The 19,676-nt window shown below is 50.8% G+C and carries 21 protein-coding genes; 3 read left to right on the top strand and 18 right to left on the bottom strand.

The features are described 5' to 3' along the window. Positions 1-59 precede the first annotated feature (59 nt). The 10 genes from ABEB26_RS11210 to ABEB26_RS11165 form a co-directional block, all read right to left on the bottom strand. The gene (locus ABEB26_RS11210) at positions 60-977 is read right to left on the bottom strand and encodes a MerR family transcriptional regulator (RefSeq protein ID WP_345722084.1); all 918 of its coding nucleotides are present in this window, start codon (positions 975-977) and stop codon (positions 60-62) included. A gap of 22 nt (positions 978-999) precedes the next feature. Continuing rightward, positions 1,000-1,533 (bottom strand): WD40/YVTN/BNR-like repeat-containing protein, encoded by a 534-nt coding sequence (locus ABEB26_RS11205; protein ID WP_345722083.1) that lies wholly within the window; start codon positions 1,531-1,533, stop codon positions 1,000-1,002. Positions 1,534-1,584: 51 nt separating this feature from the next. Beyond that, positions 1,585-2,409 carry a methyltransferase domain-containing protein gene (locus ABEB26_RS11200; RefSeq protein ID WP_345722082.1) on the bottom strand — a complete coding sequence of 275 codons (825 nt, stop codon included), beginning with the start codon at positions 2,407-2,409 and terminating at the stop codon, positions 1,585-1,587. Positions 2,410-2,448: 39 nt separating this feature from the next. Beyond that, positions 2,449-3,435: an HD-GYP domain-containing protein gene (locus tag ABEB26_RS11195; RefSeq protein ID WP_012190239.1), complete on the bottom strand. Its 987-nt coding sequence runs from the start codon at positions 3,433-3,435 to the stop codon at positions 2,449-2,451. Positions 3,436-3,445: 10 nt separating this feature from the next. Continuing rightward, entirely contained in the window at positions 3,446-3,811 is a 366-nt protein-coding gene (locus ABEB26_RS11190; protein ID WP_345722081.1) for a DUF309 domain-containing protein, read from the bottom strand. A gap of 21 nt (positions 3,812-3,832) precedes the next feature. Next, positions 3,833-4,156: a rhodanese-like domain-containing protein gene (locus ABEB26_RS11185; protein ID WP_345722080.1), complete on the bottom strand. Its 324-nt coding sequence runs from the start codon at positions 4,154-4,156 to the stop codon at positions 3,833-3,835. Between the two features lies 1 nt (position 4,157). Next, entirely contained in the window at positions 4,158-4,634 is a 477-nt protein-coding gene (locus tag ABEB26_RS11180; RefSeq protein WP_345722079.1) for a hypothetical protein, read from the bottom strand. Continuing rightward, entirely contained in the window at positions 4,618-5,058 is a 441-nt protein-coding gene (locus tag ABEB26_RS11175) for a VanZ family protein (protein WP_345722078.1), read from the bottom strand. Before ABEB26_RS11175 ends, ABEB26_RS11180 begins: the two co-directional genes overlap by 17 nt. A 76-nt stretch (positions 5,059-5,134) precedes the next feature. Further along, a complete protein-coding gene (erpA, locus tag ABEB26_RS11170) occupies positions 5,135-5,578 on the bottom strand; it encodes an iron-sulfur cluster insertion protein ErpA (RefSeq protein WP_345722077.1) in 444 nt (147 codons plus the stop codon). 276 nt (positions 5,579-5,854) lie between these two features. After that, on the bottom strand, positions 5,855-6,835 hold the full coding sequence (locus tag ABEB26_RS11165; RefSeq protein ID WP_345722076.1) for a small ribosomal subunit Rsm22 family protein: 981 nt from the start codon (positions 6,833-6,835) through the stop codon (positions 5,855-5,857). 653 nt (positions 6,836-7,488) lie between these two features. Here ABEB26_RS11165 and exaC point away from each other — a divergent pair. The 3 genes from exaC to ABEB26_RS11150 all read left to right on the top strand — a co-directional run bounded on the left by exaC (position 7,489) and on the right by ABEB26_RS11150 (position 10,031). Beyond that, positions 7,489-9,009, top strand: coding sequence for an acetaldehyde dehydrogenase ExaC (gene exaC, locus ABEB26_RS11160; RefSeq protein ID WP_345722075.1), 1,521 nt, complete (start codon positions 7,489-7,491; stop codon positions 9,007-9,009). 80 nt (positions 9,010-9,089) lie between these two features. After that, on the top strand, positions 9,090-9,482 hold the full coding sequence (locus ABEB26_RS11155; RefSeq protein WP_345722074.1) for a DUF779 domain-containing protein: 393 nt from the start codon (positions 9,090-9,092) through the stop codon (positions 9,480-9,482). Between the two features lie 300 nt (positions 9,483-9,782). Beyond that, on the top strand, positions 9,783-10,031 hold the full coding sequence (locus ABEB26_RS11150) for a hypothetical protein (RefSeq protein ID WP_345722073.1): 249 nt from the start codon (positions 9,783-9,785) through the stop codon (positions 10,029-10,031). Positions 10,032-10,084: 53 nt separating this feature from the next. On the opposite strand, the gene ABEB26_RS11145 is transcribed toward ABEB26_RS11150, so the two are convergent. The 8 genes from ABEB26_RS11145 to ABEB26_RS11110 all read right to left on the bottom strand — a co-directional run bounded on the left by ABEB26_RS11145 (position 10,085) and on the right by ABEB26_RS11110 (position 19,215). Beyond that, complete coding sequence (locus tag ABEB26_RS11145) at positions 10,085-10,684, bottom strand: biotin transporter BioY (RefSeq protein WP_345722072.1); 600 nt, start codon at positions 10,682-10,684, stop codon at positions 10,085-10,087. A gap of 26 nt (positions 10,685-10,710) precedes the next feature. Further along, positions 10,711-11,505 carry a GNAT family N-acetyltransferase gene (locus tag ABEB26_RS11140; protein WP_345722071.1) on the bottom strand — a complete coding sequence of 265 codons (795 nt, stop codon included), beginning with the start codon at positions 11,503-11,505 and terminating at the stop codon, positions 10,711-10,713. Further along, positions 11,505-13,304, bottom strand: coding sequence for an immunoglobulin domain-containing protein (locus ABEB26_RS11135; protein WP_345722070.1), 1,800 nt, complete (start codon positions 13,302-13,304; stop codon positions 11,505-11,507). The genes ABEB26_RS11140 and ABEB26_RS11135 overlap by 1 nt, the downstream gene beginning before the upstream one ends. Continuing rightward, a complete protein-coding gene (locus tag ABEB26_RS11130; RefSeq protein ID WP_345722069.1) occupies positions 13,301-13,687 on the bottom strand; it encodes a hypothetical protein in 387 nt (128 codons plus the stop codon). The genes ABEB26_RS11135 and ABEB26_RS11130 overlap by 4 nt, the downstream gene beginning before the upstream one ends. Positions 13,688-13,792: 105 nt before the next feature. Next, positions 13,793-15,766: an alpha-amylase family protein gene (locus ABEB26_RS11125; RefSeq protein ID WP_345722068.1), complete on the bottom strand. Its 1,974-nt coding sequence runs from the start codon at positions 15,764-15,766 to the stop codon at positions 13,793-13,795. Positions 15,767-15,984: 218 nt separating this feature from the next. Further along, the gene (locus ABEB26_RS11120; protein ID WP_486348305.1) at positions 15,985-16,875 is read right to left on the bottom strand and encodes a carbohydrate ABC transporter permease; all 891 of its coding nucleotides are present in this window, start codon (positions 16,873-16,875) and stop codon (positions 15,985-15,987) included. A gap of 7 nt (positions 16,876-16,882) precedes the next feature. After that, complete coding sequence (locus ABEB26_RS11115) at positions 16,883-17,827, bottom strand: carbohydrate ABC transporter permease (RefSeq protein ID WP_345722066.1); 945 nt, start codon at positions 17,825-17,827, stop codon at positions 16,883-16,885. A gap of 62 nt (positions 17,828-17,889) precedes the next feature. Then, a complete protein-coding gene (locus tag ABEB26_RS11110; RefSeq protein ID WP_345722065.1) occupies positions 17,890-19,215 on the bottom strand; it encodes an ABC transporter substrate-binding protein in 1,326 nt (441 codons plus the stop codon). Positions 19,216-19,676 lie beyond the last annotated feature (461 nt).

Here is a 19,676-nt window from a genome sequence, read left to right as displayed (position 1 = left end):
CATAGGTTTGCTTTTGGTGCTACGCAAACATGTTGGTTTTGGATGAGTCGGCGCAAGAATTAGGCCAGTAATTCCTCGATTTTGTCGCAGGCTTGGCCGGCGTTATAGCCCAAAAAGATCCCTGGCAACACAGTTTGCTGGGTTGTGCCACTTAACGCTGCCCCGCCATAGCCAATAATTGGCGGTTTTGGCACGTTGTGGAGTTCTTGGAGCAAATGCACTGCTTGGCTATAATTGTCTTTGGTGGTGGCACTGAGCGCCACCAATTTCGGGTTGAGCCGTTGCACCGTATGCAGTAATTCTGAAGCGGGCAAATTGCTGCCAAGATACACCACCCGCCAGCCGCGTCGCATCAAAAACAAGGCCACCATCATCACCCCAAGCTCATGCTGCTCGCCAGGTACGGTTGCCACAACAATCACCCCTCGGTTGGAGCGAGTACGGGCTTGATGAATCAGATTGCTCAGTTTCAACGACATAAATGCTGTAGCTGCATGCTCCTGCGAGATTGAGATTTTGCCAGCATGCCAACCATCGCCAATCGCCACCATCACCCGTTCGATGACTTCAATACAAACCGTTTCAACCGGATAAATACTAAAGGCTTGGTTCAAAATATCTTCGGCTTTGAGCACATCGAAGCTGAGCAAGGCTTGAACACAGTCGTTGCTTAATTCGGCCAATGGCGCTAGATCATAAGTTGGTTGTTCGATGATGCTATCGGTTTGCAGCAAGGCCACGGCTTGGCTGATGGTTAATCCCGATTCAGTTTGTTGGCGCAACCAATCGATAATCGCAATATCGCGATCAGAATAGGCGCGTTGGCGGCCTTCGGTGCGCTCAGGAAACGGCACACCATAGCGTCGCTCCCAAGCTCGCAGCGTATCGGCGGCAACGCCTGTTCGTTGCACCACAGCCTTGGTGTTGTATAGCGGCTCTTGGCTAAAATGAGTGAATCGGTCGGTTATTTTGCTCATGTGCTCCACCAAAATATTGCTGCTAAGAGATAACCCGACCAATTGCCAAGGATGTGATCGGCGTAAGTTGTTGTTTCAACAGTGCCCATGTGCGGCCCCGATCGCTGGAAACCCACACCTGACCAGCCTTGGTTGCTGCATAAATACTATCAATTTGGTAGGCAACGCTGATCAAACAGCTCCATTCCCCAAGCTGCCCAAGCGCCAAACTTTGCCAGCTTTCGCCATCGCTACTGCGTTCGAGTTGGTTGGGATCATTGGCGATGCGAATTGTGGCTGGTGGTTGGCCTGAAAGTTCTATGCTTTGACTTGGTGTGATCAGGCTTGGCGCAGGCTCAAGTGCTTGCCACGATTGACCACCATCTTTGGTTTGCCAAGCTTGGTTGCTGCTCCATACTGTGGCTTGCATCGGGGCATCGGCTTGGCAACTAACCGCTGCAATTGCCTGATCGGCTAATTCGATACCAACCGAAATCCAGCGATCAATTCGACCTGGATTGCTCAACAACACCACACCTTGTTCAGTTCCGATATAGAGTAATTGTGCTTGTGCCATTAATTGTATCCTGCAATCAGAGCGCCACGCTACGGGCAAAATCCGCAATAGCTAAGCAATAATCCGGCCACGAGTTGCCACAATTTGGACTGCGCCATCGCGCTGCTCATAGGCGACATACAAGCCAGCGGCACGTAAACTTTCGACAAACTGATCGCCAGCCAGAAATTGGATTCCGCCGCTTAACAAAAATGTTTGCAATAAGCGACCTGAACGTGAGGCAGCTTGCTGGGCTTGCATCCAAAAACTGCGGCCTGCGGCTAGCAAACAGCGGCGTACCTCAGAAATTGCCCGATCTGGCCGGACAAACTCGTTGATCGAACCGCCACACGCCACGCCCGCCAAACATTGGTCGGCAAATGGCAAATCTTCGGCCAAACCACGGATATAGCTAATTTTGAGGCGTTTAGCGCGGCTGCGGCGTTGGGCTTCGCGCAACATTGGCAACGAATGATCAAGGGCAATACAATAGCTATCGGCGGGGAGAGCAGCGGCGATTGCTCGTGCATACAAGCCATTCGAGCAAGCCAAATCGAGGTAGACACCACCGCGTTGTGGTGCTAATTGGGCCATCAGCAGGGCTAATTCTTCATCGACCGGAAAACTGCGCCCGCTGAGCGTGCTCAAGGCTTGCCAACGCCAGAGCCGTTCGTAGCCCCAAGCCGCTAATGGCAGCCGATTGACAACCTGTGCGCCGTTCCAAGCCGCTGAACGTGGCAACAGATCGACAATGCCATCGCGAATGGGCCAGCTTTGGCCGACGGCGCTGACCAACCGGCCTGACCAAATCATGCCATCGCGCCAACGGGCATCGTGCAGGCTAAGGCTGGTTTGCGAAATCGGACAACGCAGCCATGGAAGCAAATCAGGATGCATAGCTACCTCACTGAAACGCCCGTTTAAGGCGAATAGAGCTTAGGCGTTGCGTAGCACCCAACTAAGATCATCCGAAGCCACATGGCCATGTTCGATCAATTCGACGAAGAGATCGACCAATTCGGCTTGCCATTGGGTGTTACGCCCCGATTGAAGCACTTGGACTGCTTCGGCGCGGCTCATGCCTTTACGATAAGGCCGATCGGTGGTCATCGCATCGAAGCTATCAACCACCGCGATGATCCGCGCCCCTAGCGGAATTGTATCACCAGCGATTCCATGCGGGTAGCCTTTACCATCCCAACGTTCATGATGGTGTAAAACCATTGGCCCAACCGACACCGAAAAGCGCATTGGCGCGACAATATTGGCCCCAATTTGCGGATGCTTTTTCATCTCGTCGTATTCTTCGCTGGTGAGTTTGCCCTCTTTTTGCAGCACAGTTTCGCGAATGGCAATTTTGCCAATATCATGCAACAAACCACCATAGCGAATCAAACGCGACTCTTTGGCATCGCAGCCACAGGCTGTGGCTAAGGCATAACTATACGAAGCTAGGCGGCGCAAGTGGCCTTCAGTGTAGGGATCACGCGATTCGACCGTCGTAGCGAGGGTGAAAATTACGCGCTCAGTGCTTTCGAGTTCCTCGGTGAGGCGGCGCACCCGTAGTAGCGAGCGAATGCGGGCCAAGAGCACAGTGCGCTCAAATGGCTTGTTGATAAAATCATCAGCGCCCATCTCCAAGCCCAAAATCCGCGATTCATCATCGTTGAGGCCGGTGAGCATGGCAACTGGCAACAACTGGGTTTCCTCGCGGTCGCGCAACCGCCGACAGACCTCAAACCCATTCATAACGGGCATGGTTACATCGAGCAAGACCAAATCAGGCATACATGCTTGAATGTCAGCTAGCGCCTCGACACCATCACGAGCGATGCGCACGGTATAGCGCTCACGTTCAAGCACCCGTCGCAAGGTATCAATACTACGAGCCTCATCATCAACAACTAAAATGATCTCCGACATGACGATACCCTCAATGTTGATTGCAAAGTGGATCGGAAGCTGAAACGAAACGCAATTGCGGCGGATGCTTACCCTGATCATCAACCAGTGCCTGCATGGTAACAATCACATGCTGAAGATCGAGAAAATCGGCCCAGGCTTGGGCGGCTTGGAGCTTGGGGGTGGCTTTACGCCAATTGAGCAACAAACCTTTGGGGTTGCCCCGCGACCAATGAACCAACGCCGCAGCCGTTTGAATTAGGCCTTGGAGCAAATTGCGTTCATTGCCGTTACGTTGCAGCCATTGCACTTCCCAAGCTTCGTGGGCATGCCAATAGTGGCCAGCGTTGAATAACTCGCAGCCTTGGATAAATTCGCTGGTTTGCTGGATTGGCATGTCCATCATCACCGCCAGATTTTAGTAGCGCTTGATGCTGGAATCGACCGCTACCGACCAGCGATCAATCCCTCCAGTCATGTTGGTTAGTTGGGTCAACCCTGCTTGGGTAGCAAGCGCCTGACACACTTGAGCTGAGCGACCGCCATGGTGGCAAAAGACCACAATCTCACGATCTTTGGGCAAATCACCCCACCAATCGTTAATCTGGCTCATCGCTTTGCGTTCGCTGCCTGCAATACTGGCAATCTCCCATTCGTTGGGTTCGCGCACATCGAGCAGATACAAATCTTCCCCAGCGGCAATGCGGGCGGCAATGTCTTCGGCACTTTGGTTGTTATACATCTTAAGCTCCTTGGCTAGGGGCAATCCAACGTGGATGCCACAGGTGTATCCATTGCGACCAATCGGCAACTGGTGGCTGAATCAGTTGGCTAAAATAACGGCAATCAAGCAAGCCGAAATCGGGCAAACTTGGCAGATCGGCAGGGTGACCACGCTCCCAGGCTTCGCGGCGCTCAGGAAAATAGGCGATCGTTAATTTGCGAGATTGACGTGAGAGTGATGAGGCAAAGGCTAAGTTGGCATAGCGATTGGGATAAACCAGCACCCAGCCTTGTTCTGCAGGTGCGATATGATATGAGGTTGGCATGCCTTGCTCAAGCTGTTCAGCAAAGGGCTGGGTTGCTTGCCATTGCACCGAAGTTGGCGCTTGATCATGGCATTGGGTGATCGTCCGCACGGCGGCGGCAATTACTTGATGATTATTACTTTGAAAACAATAAGCGCTGAGCCAAAGCTCATGATTAGCTGGAATCGCCACGATCGACTTCCCTCGTACACCGTTGAATCAAGCGTTGGCTTGCGCGAGCAACGCTGCCAGCGAGGCCGAACCCCAAGCTATTCAACACAACATCATCAATATCAACAACCCGATAGCCCAGCCAATATTGGCCAAACTCAACGCTGCAGCTTAACCCAAGGCCGATTATGCCAATCTGCCAAAGCCGCATTTTGGGCCGCCATAAGGCTAAAAGCCAGCCGCTAGGGGCAAATGCCGCCAGATTGCCGACGATATTAATCAAAGCAGCCCGCCCCCCTTGCTGGAAGGCTGCACTGATCGTGGCTCCGATTTGTAATTGAAGGCTAGGTTGGGTTGAGCTACCTGTCCAATTATGCCATGCGAGGCCAAATACGGCCAATGTATACAGCAGCCCCAACCAAGCATAGAAATGGCTTCGCTTCATGAAGCATAACAAACGGGGACGAGTTGCTCGTCCCCGCTCACTGTATCGTAAACCAGCTTAAGGCTTGGGCTTAGGCTTAGTGACAGCCGCAGCCGCCGGCCCCGCTGCCACAGCCACCACCGCTGGCGGGAGCTTCACCGTTTTTTGGTTTGAACGAGCTACCACAGCCACAGCTTGAGGTTGCGTTGGGGTTATCAATTTTGAAACCGCCACCCATCAAACTGTCGATGTAATCGATCGAGGCACCGCCAATGTATTGAGCGCTCATTGGGTCTACAATGACGCGTAAGCCACTGGCGAAAAATTCGGTATCGCCTTCGTTGGTTTGATCATCGAAGCTCATACCATATTGCAAGCCTGAACAGCCACCGCCGGCCACAAAAACCCGCAGTGCATATTGATCGGACAATTCTTTTTCTTGTTTGATCGACAACAAGCGATTTGCTGCTGATGCCGTCACCGTGACCAATGCTGGATCGATTTCAATGGCAGTCATTGGTTTTACTGCTACATCGCTCATTTGAGAGCCTCCTGTGCCGGAAAATCAGGTTGACAACATGCCTTCAAATGGCATTTGCTTCCCTGTAGCATACTTGAAAAAAGCTTGAAACGCAAGCAAAGCTTGACCTGTTTCAAGGGTAAAAAGCGCATAAACCAAGGGCCGATTAGGTCATGGCTTTGGCTTGGCTTGGGCTGCAATTCAGCCAAATTAATGAAGCTGTGCAATGTGCTGATACCATTGCTAGTATAGCATGGTCTGAGTGGCTTGGTTCGCTTGTTTTATCAATGATTATGGTTAATCTTGGCTTAGATTTAGCTCGAAGCTATCACCCCATTCGGCTTTTCGCGCTTGTTTCCATTGGGCATCACGTTTATTAATTGTTGGGCTGATCAGCCCTTGTGGTGTGCAGAGTTGCAATTGGATGCGCTGCGGCTGATGCAAAGGGTGGCGAATAACTCGTGCTTGCGCTCGCTGGCTCGCTTGGCGACTAACCGCGACATAGCTCGATTTTTCATCTTCATAGCCCAACTCAGCACCTTTTAAGCTACGATGGAAGCGGGTGCGTTCGATGCGGGTGGCAAAATGACACCAATCGTTGGCTTGCAGTGGGCAAGTTTGTTGATGGGGGCAGGGGGCAATTAAATGGGCTTGTTGTTCGAGCAAAAATGCTCGCGCTGCTAAGATTAATTCAAAGCCGCGTGGTGTGCCTGGCTCAACAATTAATAATACGCCACTAGTGGCTTGCCAGGCTTGGGTCAATAGTTGTTGGCGCTGGGTGGCGTTTAATTCACCCAAGACATAGCCAATCGTCACTAAATCATAACTACCTAAATTATTGGTATTAGGTAAATTGGCTTGTTGCCAAGCTGCTTGTTGCAGCGAGGTTGGGCCAGCCTGCATCAACCGTTGACCAAGTTGCAACATGGTGTTTTCACGTTCAATTAACTGATGCTGGTGCAAGCTTGGCCATGTTTGGCTGGCCGCCCAAGTTCCTGCCCCAGTGCCTGCTCCTAAATCAAGCTGGGTGCTGGGTTGGAAGCTTGGTTGGCGTTGGGCAATTTCAGCACAAGCGGCTTTGATTGCCCCGAGGGTTGCGGGCATGCGCGTGGCCGCATAGGCCAACACATCGGCGGCGTTTTGTACAAATGGCGCGGTGGTGCGGCTATGGCCTTCACGGTAGCGCTCGGAAAGCCCACTGGCCGCCGCCGCTAAACGCTGTTGATCAGTGCCAGTTAATTCGCGTTCTAAGGCAACCCGCAAAGCTGGTGGCAACATATCCACACTCCTACAATAATCAGCGATCTATGCTAGCCGATTTGGGCTAATTATGCAAAGAACATAGAACATAGCTGTAATGGTTCATTGGGTTGGCAACCAGTGCTCGTTCCCTCACCCCAGCCCCTCGCCCACGGCGGCGGGCGAGGGGAGCACGCCTGGAGCGGTTCCCCCTCGCCTCGCGGGCGGGAGAGGGGGAGAGGGGGTGAGGGGGTGAGGGGGTGAGGGGGTGAGGGGGTGAGGGCATGCTGGCCGTTGTTAACGCGATAAACCATTACACATAGAACATATGAATGTTGATTAACGAAGAGCTGAAACCGCTAAGAACACGAAGATCACGAAGTTAATTTTTTCGCCACAGATAAGCACGGATGGCTATGATTATTCTCCTATGCCCAATGCTTGATTGCGTGCTCCGACCTTTTTGCCTTCATTCTTCATCCCTCATCCTTCCCTCTCTGCGCCTCTGCGTTAATTAAAATGTATCTGACCCCTGAATCCTGACCCCTCAACGCTATGCTCTACGCTCTATGTTCTATGTTCTATTTTGTGATATCATACAGGCACGACGTTTGGAAACGCTTCGCCTCTGGTTTTGAAACATTCCCCCACCCATTTTGGCCCAAGCTTGAAACATGCTATTGGAGGACACTGTGGTCTACACCAATCCCAATCAGCCGGGCAGTAAAGTTAGTTTTAAGTCGCGTTACGGCAACTACATCAATGGCGAGTTTGTTGAGCCAGTCAAGGGCATGTATTTTGAAAATATCAGCCCTGTGAATGGCAAGCCGTTCTGTGAAGTTCCGCGTTCGACCGCCGAAGACATCGAAAAAGCTCTCGATGCGGCCCATGCTGCCAAAGCTGCTTGGGGTGCAACCTCACCCGCCCAACGAGCCAATATTTTGAATAAGATTGCCGACCGCATGGAAGCAAACTTGGAGATGTTGGCTGTTGCCGAAACATGGGAAAATGGCAAGCCTGTGCGCGAAACCCTCGCCGCCGATTTACCACTGGCGATCGACCACTTCCGCTATTTTGCTGGGGTGATTCGGGCACAAGAAGGCAGTGCCGCTACGATCGACGAAAATACGATAGCCTACCATTTTTATGAGCCGCTAGGCGTGGTTGGTCAAATTATTCCGTGGAATTTCCCGCTGTTGATGGCAACTTGGAAATTGGCTCCAGCGCTTGCTGCTGGCAATTGTGTGGTGCTCAAGCCCGCCGAACAAACGCCCAGCACAATTTTGGTCTTGATGGAATTGATCGGCGATTTGATTCCAGCGGGCGTAGTGAATGTGGTCAATGGCTTTGGGATCGAAGCTGGCAAGCCGTTGGCTAGCAGCAATCGCATCGCCAAAGTGGCCTTTACTGGCGAAACCACTACAGGCCGCTTGATTATGCAATATGCCTCAGAAAATATTATTCCTGTGACGTTAGAGCTTGGGGGTAAATCGCCCAACATCTTCTTTGAAGATATTTTGAACAAGCAAGATGCGTTTGTTGATAAAGCACTCGAAGGCTTTACTATGTTTGCCTTGAACCAAGGTGAAGTTTGTACTTGTCCATCACGAGCATTAATTCAAAAGTCGATCTATGGCGAGTTTCTAGAACGCGCCGTCGAACGAACCAAACGCTGTATTCAGGGCAACCCACTTGATCCAGCTACGATGGTGGGCGCACAAGCCTCCAACGATCAATTTGAGAAAATCTTGTCGTATTTGGCGATTGGCCGCGATGAAGGTGCTAAAGTGTTGGTTGGTGGAGCTAAAGCTGAACTCAGCGGCGATTTAGCTGAAGGCTATTACATTCAGCCGACGATCTTTGCTGGCAACAACCGTATGCGAATTTTCCAAGAAGAAATTTTCGGACCAGTTGTTTCGGTGACTTCATTCGATGACTTTGACGATGCACTTAGCATTGCTAATGACACCTTGTATGGCTTGGGCGCTGGCTTATGGACGCGCGATATGAACACAGCCTATCGCATGGGCCGGGCCATCCAAGCAGGCCGCGTTTGGACCAACTGCTACCATTTGTATCCAGCTCATGCCGCGTTCGGTGGCTACAAACAATCGGGGATTGGCCGCGAAAACCATAAGATGATGCTCAACCATTATCAACAAGTTAAAAACCTGTTGGTCAGCTACGATCCCAATCCAATGGGCTTTTTCTAGCTCATCGTTGTTTCCAAACGTCACACTACCGCAGGTATGCTGCTTGCGGTAGTGTTTTTATCTCAACAAGGAGTTGGATCATGATGGTTGAACGTGTGCTGGCAACTGAGCAAACTGAAGCCTTGGTTGCGAAACTCAGCCAATTGCATGGCCCATTATTATTTCATCAATCGGGCGGCTGTTGCGATGGCAGCGCCCCAATGTGCTATCCACGCGGCGAATTTAAAATTGGCCAGCACGATGTGTATCTTGGCGAGATTGCAGGCTGCCCATTTTACATCAGCGGACCACAATTTGAATATTGGCAACATACCCAGTTGATGATTGATGTGGTTAAAGGTCGTGGCAGTGGCTTTTCGGTTGAAGCGCCTGAAGGTGTGCGCTTTTTAACTCGTTCGCGGGTGTTCAGCGATGCCGAATATTCGGCATTGCAAGCCGCCGGGCCAGCCTTACGCGGCCAACAACATGGATAAAGAACAAAGAGCATAGAACATAGGGACTAGGTATTAGGGATTAGGAGCCAGATTTTGATCCGCGAAGGATTCTAAACTTTGACCTCTAGTCCCTGCCCCCTGACCCCTACCCCCTTATAATCTCTGCGCCTCTGTGTCAAAATTCATCCTTCGTCCCTCATCATTTTACTACGCCCTATCGTTGTGTAGGAAACATGGCTTATGGCATAGCTCTTGCACAGCATGATAGGATACAAATTACAACGGCATTATTAAATTTATACCTACATATTCAAATAATACCATCAAGGAGTTACCGAGATGAACGTGAAGCGTGAAATTTTGATGCAAGGCGTAGAGCTTGCACCAATCGTTGAGCGACTTAAAGAGGAAGGTCCAAAACGTGGTTTATCCCAATCGGCCAACAACGAATACGGCCCAGTCTTTATCAATCATCACTACGATTTGCGAATTGAGCGTGATCCAGGCGATTGGGGCCAATATCGGCTGATGCTGATGCACAAGCTCCAACCAAAAAGCAGTTTCTTCGGTATGTTCCGACGCGGTTAAATGCCAACACGGCTGAAGCAATTTCAGCCGTGTTGTGGTTTAACCAAGTAGTTTTAGCGTTCGTTGCGCCCGAATAGCGCCCATGCCCCAGGTAATACCAAGGCTGCAATCACAATCTTCAAGGCATCACCAGGCAAGAAGGGATAAACTCCCGCCCACATGACGCTGATTTGGCCAAACGTATCTTTGTAGATATTTAACCACGATGCGCCAATCGCGTAGATCAAGATATTGCCAAAACAAAACATCGCCAAGGCGGTTGGAATCCGGCGATCCCAGCCACGTTGAGCCAACCAGCCCACCAAAACTGCGGCCAACGGCCACGACAGGAGATACCCACCAGTTGGGCCAAGCAATTTAGCCAAGCCGCTGGTCATGCCAGCAAACACTGGCATTCCAGCCAAGCCCTCGACCAGATAGAGCAAAATTGCCAAAGCGCCACGGCGTGGCCCCAAAATCGCCCCCGTCAGCAACACCCCCAAGGTCTGACCCGTAATTGGCACGGGAGTCCAAGGCAACGGAATAGCAATTTGAGCGGTGAGGGCAACAAACAAACTAAACCCGATAATCAGCGCAAGATCACGACCCAGTGATTTGCCACGAATCAGGTCGGCCAAGGTTTGTCGTTCCGCTACCGGTTCCACACGATACATGTGCAGCTTCCTCCTAGATAGATTGTCTACGATCCTCGTTGCTCTTCTAGCGTTACTTTATTGTAGGCAAGCTCAAAACCAGCTCGCATTACAATCCGTTGCGAATCGCTCCCGCTAATGGTTAGCACAGTTGCCCAACGGCAACCTTGGGCCTGAGCATAGGCCAAACGCGCTGCAATCAGGCTGGTTTGTGCGCCGCGCCGCCGCCAATCTGGTTTGACGAAGGTTGAAAACAGGGTGGCAACTTCGGCATTGATGCTCAATGCGCCACAACCAATCAGCTGATCATCGAGCCAAGCGCCAAACAGCTGGCTATCCGATCGGGCAGCGGCGGCTTTGGCCATCGTAATGCCCATCGGGCTACTTTGACCATGATTAGTTATGTTCTCAACCCATAGTTCGGCATGTTCAGGTGAGATCATCCGCGATTGTACACTACTTGGGCTAAAAGGGGTATAACGCAGCATGTCAAAGGCTAACACGCTCCACCAACGAATAATCTGGTAGTTGCGCTGGCTCAACACTGCTGACACACTCGGATCGCTGAATGGAGTTAGTTCGAGGCTCACTGGTAGTTGGTGTTGTTGATAAAAATCTGCTAATTCGCTAAATTGCTGCGCTTCCCAAGATTGTTGGCTGCCAGCCCCAACCGCCCGATTAATTGGCAGGTCAGGGCCAGTATAGCAGGCGGTTGCATCGCCAATCTGTGCCCATGTTGCTTGGCTCGTAGGCACAACTTGGGCTACCGCAGCGGTATATTGACGTAAATTATGTGCATCAGCCGCCTCAAGTTGGGCTGCTAATTGACGATCAATCAACATTATTGGCCTCGCATCGCCATCGGTAACCAAACCTGCCATTGGCTAACAACTGGCGTGTTGCTCGGCGTTGGGGTATTGCTGGGGGTCGGCGTGTTGCTCGGCGTTGGGGTAATCGTTGGCGTGTTGGTTGGAAGATTGGTCACCATCACACTAGCACTAATGCTGTTTACATTGCCTTGCTGGTTGGAGACCCGCACCCAAACTAGGCTATTGGTTTGGACATTGGTCAAGGTCAAACTTGGCATGGTTGCGCCATTGATTGGGTTGCTGGTATCGCCAGTTGTGCCGCGATACCATTGATAACTGAGATTTGCTGCTCCAGTTGCGGTTACATTGACGCTGGCATTTTGGCCAAACGACACGGTAGTATCAACTGGTTCGCGCACAATTCGCGGAGCCAAATGACCATATACCACCAATTTATCGGTGTTGGTGATGCTATCGACTGAGAATGTACCAACGATGACTTTGCCATCAGCAACTAACGGCGTGTTGAATTTTGCCAAATTGCCCATCGCGTCGCGAGTGGAGTTTTGGTTGCTATTCCAAGTTTCTTGCAAGGTCAAAGCGTTATAGGCATGAATAACCCCGGGCTGGGTGGTGGTATTAGCGCTACCGCCAGTTGAGTGGGTCGCCCAAACAATCCCGGTATTGGCGTTGCCGCCATTCCACGATAACGACATTACCCCACCAGGCATCGTAACGGTTTGCAAGGTGCTGGTTGCCACAGGCGTGGTATTAAAACTTGGAGTCAATGGCTGGGTGGTGCTAAATTGAAAAGCCTTCAATGGCGAATTGACTGGCCAAACAAACATGCGGGTGCCGGTTGCGCCACCAGCCGCCCAAACCACTGGCGTGCCAAAGATCCCACGGAAGCCAGAGCCACCATGGGGCTTGAAGCTTTGATAGAACTTGCCAGGCACGGTTTTATCAAAGCCGGTTGTGCCTTGCTGAACGCCTAATCCACCCATATCGTTACGATTGAAGACATAGATTTTACCGCCCTTGCTGCCAGCGATCATAACATTGGTATTGGGAATTAAGACCGCGCCAGTTGTGCCAAGGTCGGTGTCGTTGGTATTGAGGGTTTTGTAATCGTAAGGCGTAAACCAGGTCTCGACGGTTGGCGAGAGTGGATTGGTTACATTCAATTTGTTGACCGACGAACCATAATCGCGGCCATTGGGCAAGTTGGCGTTCCAGCTGCCGTTACCAATCGAAAGATACAAGTTGCCCTGACCATCGCTGGTAAGGCCTTGTCCGCTCATCCAGATGCCACCCTCGCCATCGTTGGCGGCGTTGGGTTGCGAGGTAACTTCTTTTTGTGGCGTTGTGTTATAGATTAATTCTTGTTGCAAGGTCGTTTTGTTGTAGCCAAAGACCCAACCATGGTAGGGGTCGGTGTCGGCATAGCCAGCAAAGGCCACATACACCCGATTGCCATCGAGCAACAATGAAGAACGTTGCAAATGCTGACGGCTATCGAACACCACAATTCCATCATTAGGATTAGCATCGTTGCCATCGCCTGGCACTGAGCCTTGAATCGTCGTTGATTGAATAAGTGTGCCATCCAAAATATTAATCGCAATCATTCGATGCTGATATTGATAGGCTCCCAAGCGAATAAATGGCACAACATAGAGGGTGTTGGTGGCCGGATCGATCACGGGCGAACCGGTAATCCCAACGTAAGGCTTAATATCTTGGTACACACCACCGTTGTAGCGTGTGCCAAATTCTTTGAGGCTGCTAATGGCGTATGGCCCAAGGTTGAGCGACCACAATGGTTGGCTCATCGCCGGATCATCAGCATCAAAAGCATAAACATTATTTTTTGAGTTGCAACAAATACCACATTGCGCACCCCAACCCCAGGCATATTCAAATCGGGCACATACAAAGGTTGGGCATAGATCTGACCATCAACGGTGTGGCTGAACAATTTGCCAAAAGTAGTGGACATAACATTGGTTGGGGCTAGTAGTTGTTCGGCGGCAGTTGTGCCAGTGCGGGCATTGTTAAAACTACGGGTTGTTACCGCGACCCGTGCTGGTGGCGGTAGGGTTTGGCTGGTTGCGCTAGGCACGGCATAGGCCGCTGGTCGGCGTAGCCAGACTCCAGCACTTAAGCTCGCCAATAACCCAACAAGCAAGAGCATGCGTAATTGAACATTTCGCATCGTTGCGCTCCTTCTGAAAAAAAGAACAGGGATAGCGCAACTATACTTGATCCAATTCAGGACTGCAATCGTTACCGGAAGCTTAATCTTTTGATTTGAAAAAGTTTAGGCTTGCGTACTAAGCCAACAACATTGGTAACTATCAAGTACAATTTCATGGCTTTGAATATCAATAGTAAGCGCATCCGCATCCAACAAATTCTGTAAGCGACCAACGAAGCTTGCCTGTTGGATAACCGCTAAACTAACCCGCTGTGGCGTTGCGGAAAGGTTTCCAAGAACTAAAATTCGCCCCAATGGGTGAACTCGAACCACCCCTAAAACATGGCGTTGCTGGGTCCAGATTGGCAGGGTTTGGCCTGCGCTATGCAAGGCTGGGGTCTGTTGGCGTACCTGAATCAAATGGCGTACTACCTGCCATAAGCGCCCAGCAATTGTGCTTGGATCATGGCGTTGGGCCGCTAAGCACCAATCCATCGCTGGGCGATGCAACCAGCGGTTATCGTTGGCTTTAGTCGGATCGTGCAGGTAGCTATGATCATTGAGCATGCCCAATTCATCGCCCATATAGATTAATGGAATGCCACCAAAACTAAAAATCACTGCATACAGCAAAGCGATCCGGCGAATTGCCAATTCAATCGCTGCTGGATCGGCGGTCTCCAAGGCTTGTTCTAGCCCAGCCAACGAGGCAGTCATGCCGCTAATTCGGCGATCGTTGGTGAGCGGATTGTATTGAAACACCTCGCCCCGCGCAAAACTCCCAGCGAATTCGCCGCTATACCAGGCGCTTAAAAATTGACGATGCAATGGCCCATCTTCACCAACCAAGGCCGCATTGTGGTCGGTCACGGCCCAGCCAATATCATCGTGGCAGCGCACATAGGTAATCCACGCGGCGTTGCTAGGCGTTGCTGGCATATTCAGCAGCGATTGGGTGAACAGATCGGCGCGTTGCGAGGCCAAAGCACTCCACAACAAGACCATCAGCGAATTATGATAGGCAATTTCGCACAGCTTGCCTGTGCGTCGCCCCAAGCCCAAATATTGCACCAAATCGTCGGGCGCAACAATCGCCTCGGCCTTGAAAATTGTCGCCGGACAGACGATCCGCATGGCTGCTCGCCAAGCTTGCAACAAATCGAGCACTTCGGGCTGGTTTTGGCAATTCGTGCCGAGGCGTTTCCACATAAATGGCACGGCATCCAAGCGCAACACATCAACGCCCAAATTGGCGAGATACAGCAAAATATCCAACATCTCCAGCCAAACCATGGGGTTGGTATAATTCAAATCCCATTGAAATTCGTTGAAGGTCGTCCAAACCCAACGGCCATGCTCGCCAAGCTCGGGATACCACGTAAAATTGCCAGGCGCAAAATCAGGAAACACTTCAGGTAAATGCTGCTCATAGGCATCGGGCAAACTGCGATCAGCAAAACTCAGATAATAATCCAAATATTGAGCATCACCAGCACGGGCTTTAACCGCCCATTCATGCTCTTTGGCAGTATGATTTACCACCACATCAATACATAAGCTAATGCCATTGGCACGGAGCAAATCGCTTAATTCGATAAAATCGGCCACATTGCCAAGCCGTTGATCAATCGAGCGATAATCGAGCACTGCATAACCGCCATCGTTAAGGCCATGGCGCGGCTGCAATAATGGCATCAGATGTACATAGGTCAAACCCAATTCCTGCAAATAATGGATATGCTCAATCACTCCGCGCAACGTGCCCGCCAAGCGATCAACATAGTAAATGCCGCCAACCATGTTGGCCTCAGCAAACCAATCGGGCTGAATTTCGCGGGCTAAATCGTGAATTTTCAGGGCATCGCGGCGTTGGGCATAGGCAGTAATCAAACGTTCGGGCAATTGCTCCAACAACTGTGTCCAAGCTGGATGCTGCGCATACAACGCGCCCAGCGCTTCTAAGCAATCGCCAAAATGGCGCTGCATGCGCAAGCGAAAAATATCGCGATCACGCGGATTGGCAATCTGTTGATCGAGCAGATCGTCGAACGTGGTTGGATTTGGTAAATGCATTGTTTGAACTGTGAGTGGTTGCATAACCACACTCCTCATACTGCCGATGGTTTTTTAACTAATACTGGGTTTCTCGATGTGCCCTCACCCCCTAGCCCCCTAGCCCGCCCTGCAGGCGAGCGGGATGATTGGATCTCCCCTCTCCTGCCGCAGTGGGAGAGGGGTCGGGGGTGAGGGCAGGCTGGCGGGTTTTAAAACCTACGCCCGTAGGGCTAGTGGATGAGGGCACACAATCAGTATGTTTAGCCCTTTACCCCCGATGAGGCCACCGATTGGACAAACCATTTTTGGAACAGCAGGAAAATAATCAATACTGGTAGCGTTACCATCGTGGCAAAGGCCATAATATCGCCCCATTGGCGTGGCATTTGGCCAAAAAAGGCTTGCATACCAACCGTCAATGGTCGCACCGCTGGATCACGCACCACCATCAATGGCCACAAGAAATCGCCCCAGTGGGTCAGAAATTGCAGAATGGCCACCGTAGCAAAAACAGGCCGTGAAAGTGGCACGATAATCTGCGAATACATGCGAAAACGGCTGGCTCCATCGACCAAGGCCGCTTCCTCGATATCCTTGGGAATATTCAGGAAAAACTGGTAGAACAGGAAAATCGAAAAGGCATCGGCAATAAATGGAATGATCTGCACATGATAGCTATCAAGCCAGGTCATGCGACCATCAAACCATGGCAACTGATTGACGATCAGCAGCAAGGGCACGGCAACTGCTTGAAATGGAATGATAATCAATGCCACGACAATTGCCAAGAGCAATTTTTGACCGCGAAATTGCATACGGGCCAAGGCATAGGCGATCAAGCTATTCACAAACAGGCCACAGATCACAATCGACAAGGCAATAATCACCGAATTGATCAGATATTGGGCAAATGGTACGCGCTCAAAGACATCGCGAAAGTTTTGCAACGAAAGCTCGCCAGTTGGCAAAAACGCCGCAAATGTGCTCATTTCGCGCAAAATCTGCGATTCATCGGCTTTAATTGCGGTGACCAACATAAACACAATGGGAAACAGGGTGAAAATCGCGATTCCCGTCATCAGCAGGTAGATGCCGAATGTGCGTGAGCTTTTCTGCCAGCGCTTGGTTGGTTCAATTGCAGGACGTTGCATCATTAACCTACCTTTCTGAGCGGGTAAAGATTCGTTGGCCCATTGAAATCAGCAGCACAATCACGAAAAACACTACCGAAAGTGCCGAGGCATAGCCAACTTTTTGGGTGCGAAACCCGCTGTTGACGATATGCAACATGGCGGTGACGGTGGCATCGTTGGGGCCGCCCTTGGTCATAATCTCAACTTGATCGAACAGCTTGAAGGCCATAATTGTGGTTGAGATCACCACAAAAATTGAGGTATTGCGCAATTGAGGCAGGGTGACAAAGCGAAACTGTTGCCAAGCACTGGCTCCATCCAACTGAGCTGCTTCGTACAATTCGCCAGGAATTTCTTGCAAACCCGCCAGATAAATCACCATCTGAAAGCCAACGCCCTGCCAAATCGACATCAACATAATCGCGGGAAACGCTAATTTAGGGTCTTCGAGCCAACGATAGGGGCCAAGTTGGCCAAAACTGATCGTCTGAATAAATTTGTTGATAATGCCCTGATCAGGATTGTAGAGAAACGTCCAAACTACCGCCACAATCGCCATAATTGTGACAACTGGAATAAAGTAGATTGTGCGAAAAAAGTTGATTGCCTTGATTTTTTGGTTGACTAAAACTGCCAGAAACAAGGCAAAACTGGTTTGCACGGGCACAACCACGGCCACAAACAAGAAATTATTCAGCAATGCTCGTACAAATGTGGCATCTTGCCACATTGCCAAATAGTGTTTAAGGCCAACAAAGCGCGTTGGCAAGTTGGGGTTGGGCACGAGGCGTTGGTCGGTTAGCGAGAGATAAAACGCCAAGCCAAAGGGAGCGATCAAAAAGATTAGCAGCAACAGCAGTGCCGGAGCCACAAACGCCCAAGCGACCCGTTGTTCGCGGCGTTTCCAACTAAGCATTGGGCGGCTGGTGGTGGGTTTGGCGCTAGCGGTTTGCGATTTTGAAATAGCCATCAGACACACTCCTTGTGAAGCACCAAGCCGCTGAAACCAACGGCTTGGTGGTTAATCAACAGTTACTTCACGGGATAGCCTTGATTATCTTCAATATCGGCATCAATTTTTTTGGCCGCTTTATCCAATTCAGCTTGCACATCGGCTCCGGCCACAATGTTATCGACCGCCTCAGCAAAGGCGGCGGTAATGACTGGGTAGGCTGGAGTAATTGGGCGAGGCACAGCAACGCCATTGGTCAATTGTTGTACATAGAGGTTCAACGGAGCGCCATCACCAAACAATTTGGATTTGGCAATTGCTGAGGTACGGGCTGGCACAGCGCCATTGGCATCGCTCATGCGCAGCACTTCTTCGGGCGAAACGATAAACGAAAGCACTTCAGCGGCAGCAGCAGGATTGGCACACTTGCTGGTAATGCCCCAATTCCACGAACCCATGCCCGTTTTTGCACCCTTGCCCAAATCGGCGGCAGGCAGCACCAACAATTTATCGCCAAGCGCCTTGGCATAATCAGGGTAGGCCCAGTGCCCGACCCAACTCAAGGCCGCTTTACCCTCAGCAAAATCGGTGCTGCCAGCAGGCTTAGGATTAACATAGCCATTGGTGAAGAGGCCTTGGAACCACTTCATTGCTTCAACTGAAGTAGCGCTATTTAACGTACCACTGGCTTTTTGATAATTTGAGCGATCGATCAAATCGCCGCCAAATGATTGCAAGAAGGGTGAAAAACCATAACTAAACCACTCACCACGGCCATAGTCCATTTTCAAGTCAAGTGGATATTCCAAACCATTGGCTTTAAGTTTGCTCAAGGCCTCGTCAAGCTCAGCGCGAGTCCATGGTTGAGCCAAGGTTGGAATGCGCACCCCAGCTTTTTCCAGCAATTCCTTGTTGCCATAGAAGCCTAAGCCCGAATCGAACTGGCCGAGGCTATACAATTTGCCATTGTAGGTGCCTTGTTGAATGATCGAGGGCAAAAAATCGGCTTTGACATCGGCAGCAATCAAACTATCCAATGGTTGCAAATAGCCCGACCACGCATAGTTATAGACGAATGGGCCATCAAAATCGAGCAAACAGGGCAACTCACCAGCCAACGCCGCAGCATTGACTTGATCGTTATAAGCGCCTTCGGGCAATTCGATGGCTTCAACTTTGATCGCTGAGTTTTTGGCCGCAAATGCTTGGAGCGTCGCATTCAAGGCATCGCGTTCAGCGCCTTGGCCGGAGTGAAACCAAAGCGTGACCGTGCCACTAGCCGCACTGCTAGCGCCAGTTGCCGTAGTTGGGTTGGTCGGGGGCGTGGTTGGCGTAGCAGCCTCGCCACATGCCGCCAAAATTAAGCCGATCAGCAAGGTAAACGAGCGAATCCATGGTCGTTGCATAATGGTGTATCCTCATTGATTAAACCAAACGTCAAGCTAACAGCGAAATTGGGTGGATGCGGCAGATTGACAGCGGCGAGGTATCCTCCTATATCATACGTCAATTTTATATGAAAACGTTTCCATCATTATGATAAAAAAATCCCGCACTGGGAAGGCATTTAGGGTTAGCGCTAAACAGGAATAACAGCTACTTGACGGCCAACGCTGGTCATTCTGGCGTTGATTGAGTATTTGAAGTAATGGAAGCGTTTCCATTACGATACGCCAAAAGTAGATCATTGTCAAGGGGGAGTTTTGAGCACGAAAGGCTCCATAAACCGAGTACGTATGACCATGGGCGCACGATAGCCAACAACGTAGGCGATGTGCCCGCTTAGTCGGTAAAAAAGGGCAGCAGGCGTGCTTTTGTTGTGGCCTCCAGCAAGCGATCCAAAAGACCAGCCCACATGGACTAGCGC

Source organism: Herpetosiphon gulosus, from assembly GCF_039545135.1.
GTDB classification, from domain to species: domain Bacteria; phylum Chloroflexota; class Chloroflexia; order Chloroflexales; family Herpetosiphonaceae; genus Herpetosiphon; species Herpetosiphon gulosus.
Note: the sequence above shows the minus strand (reverse complement) of the source record. Positions and strands in the feature narration are given on the sequence as shown.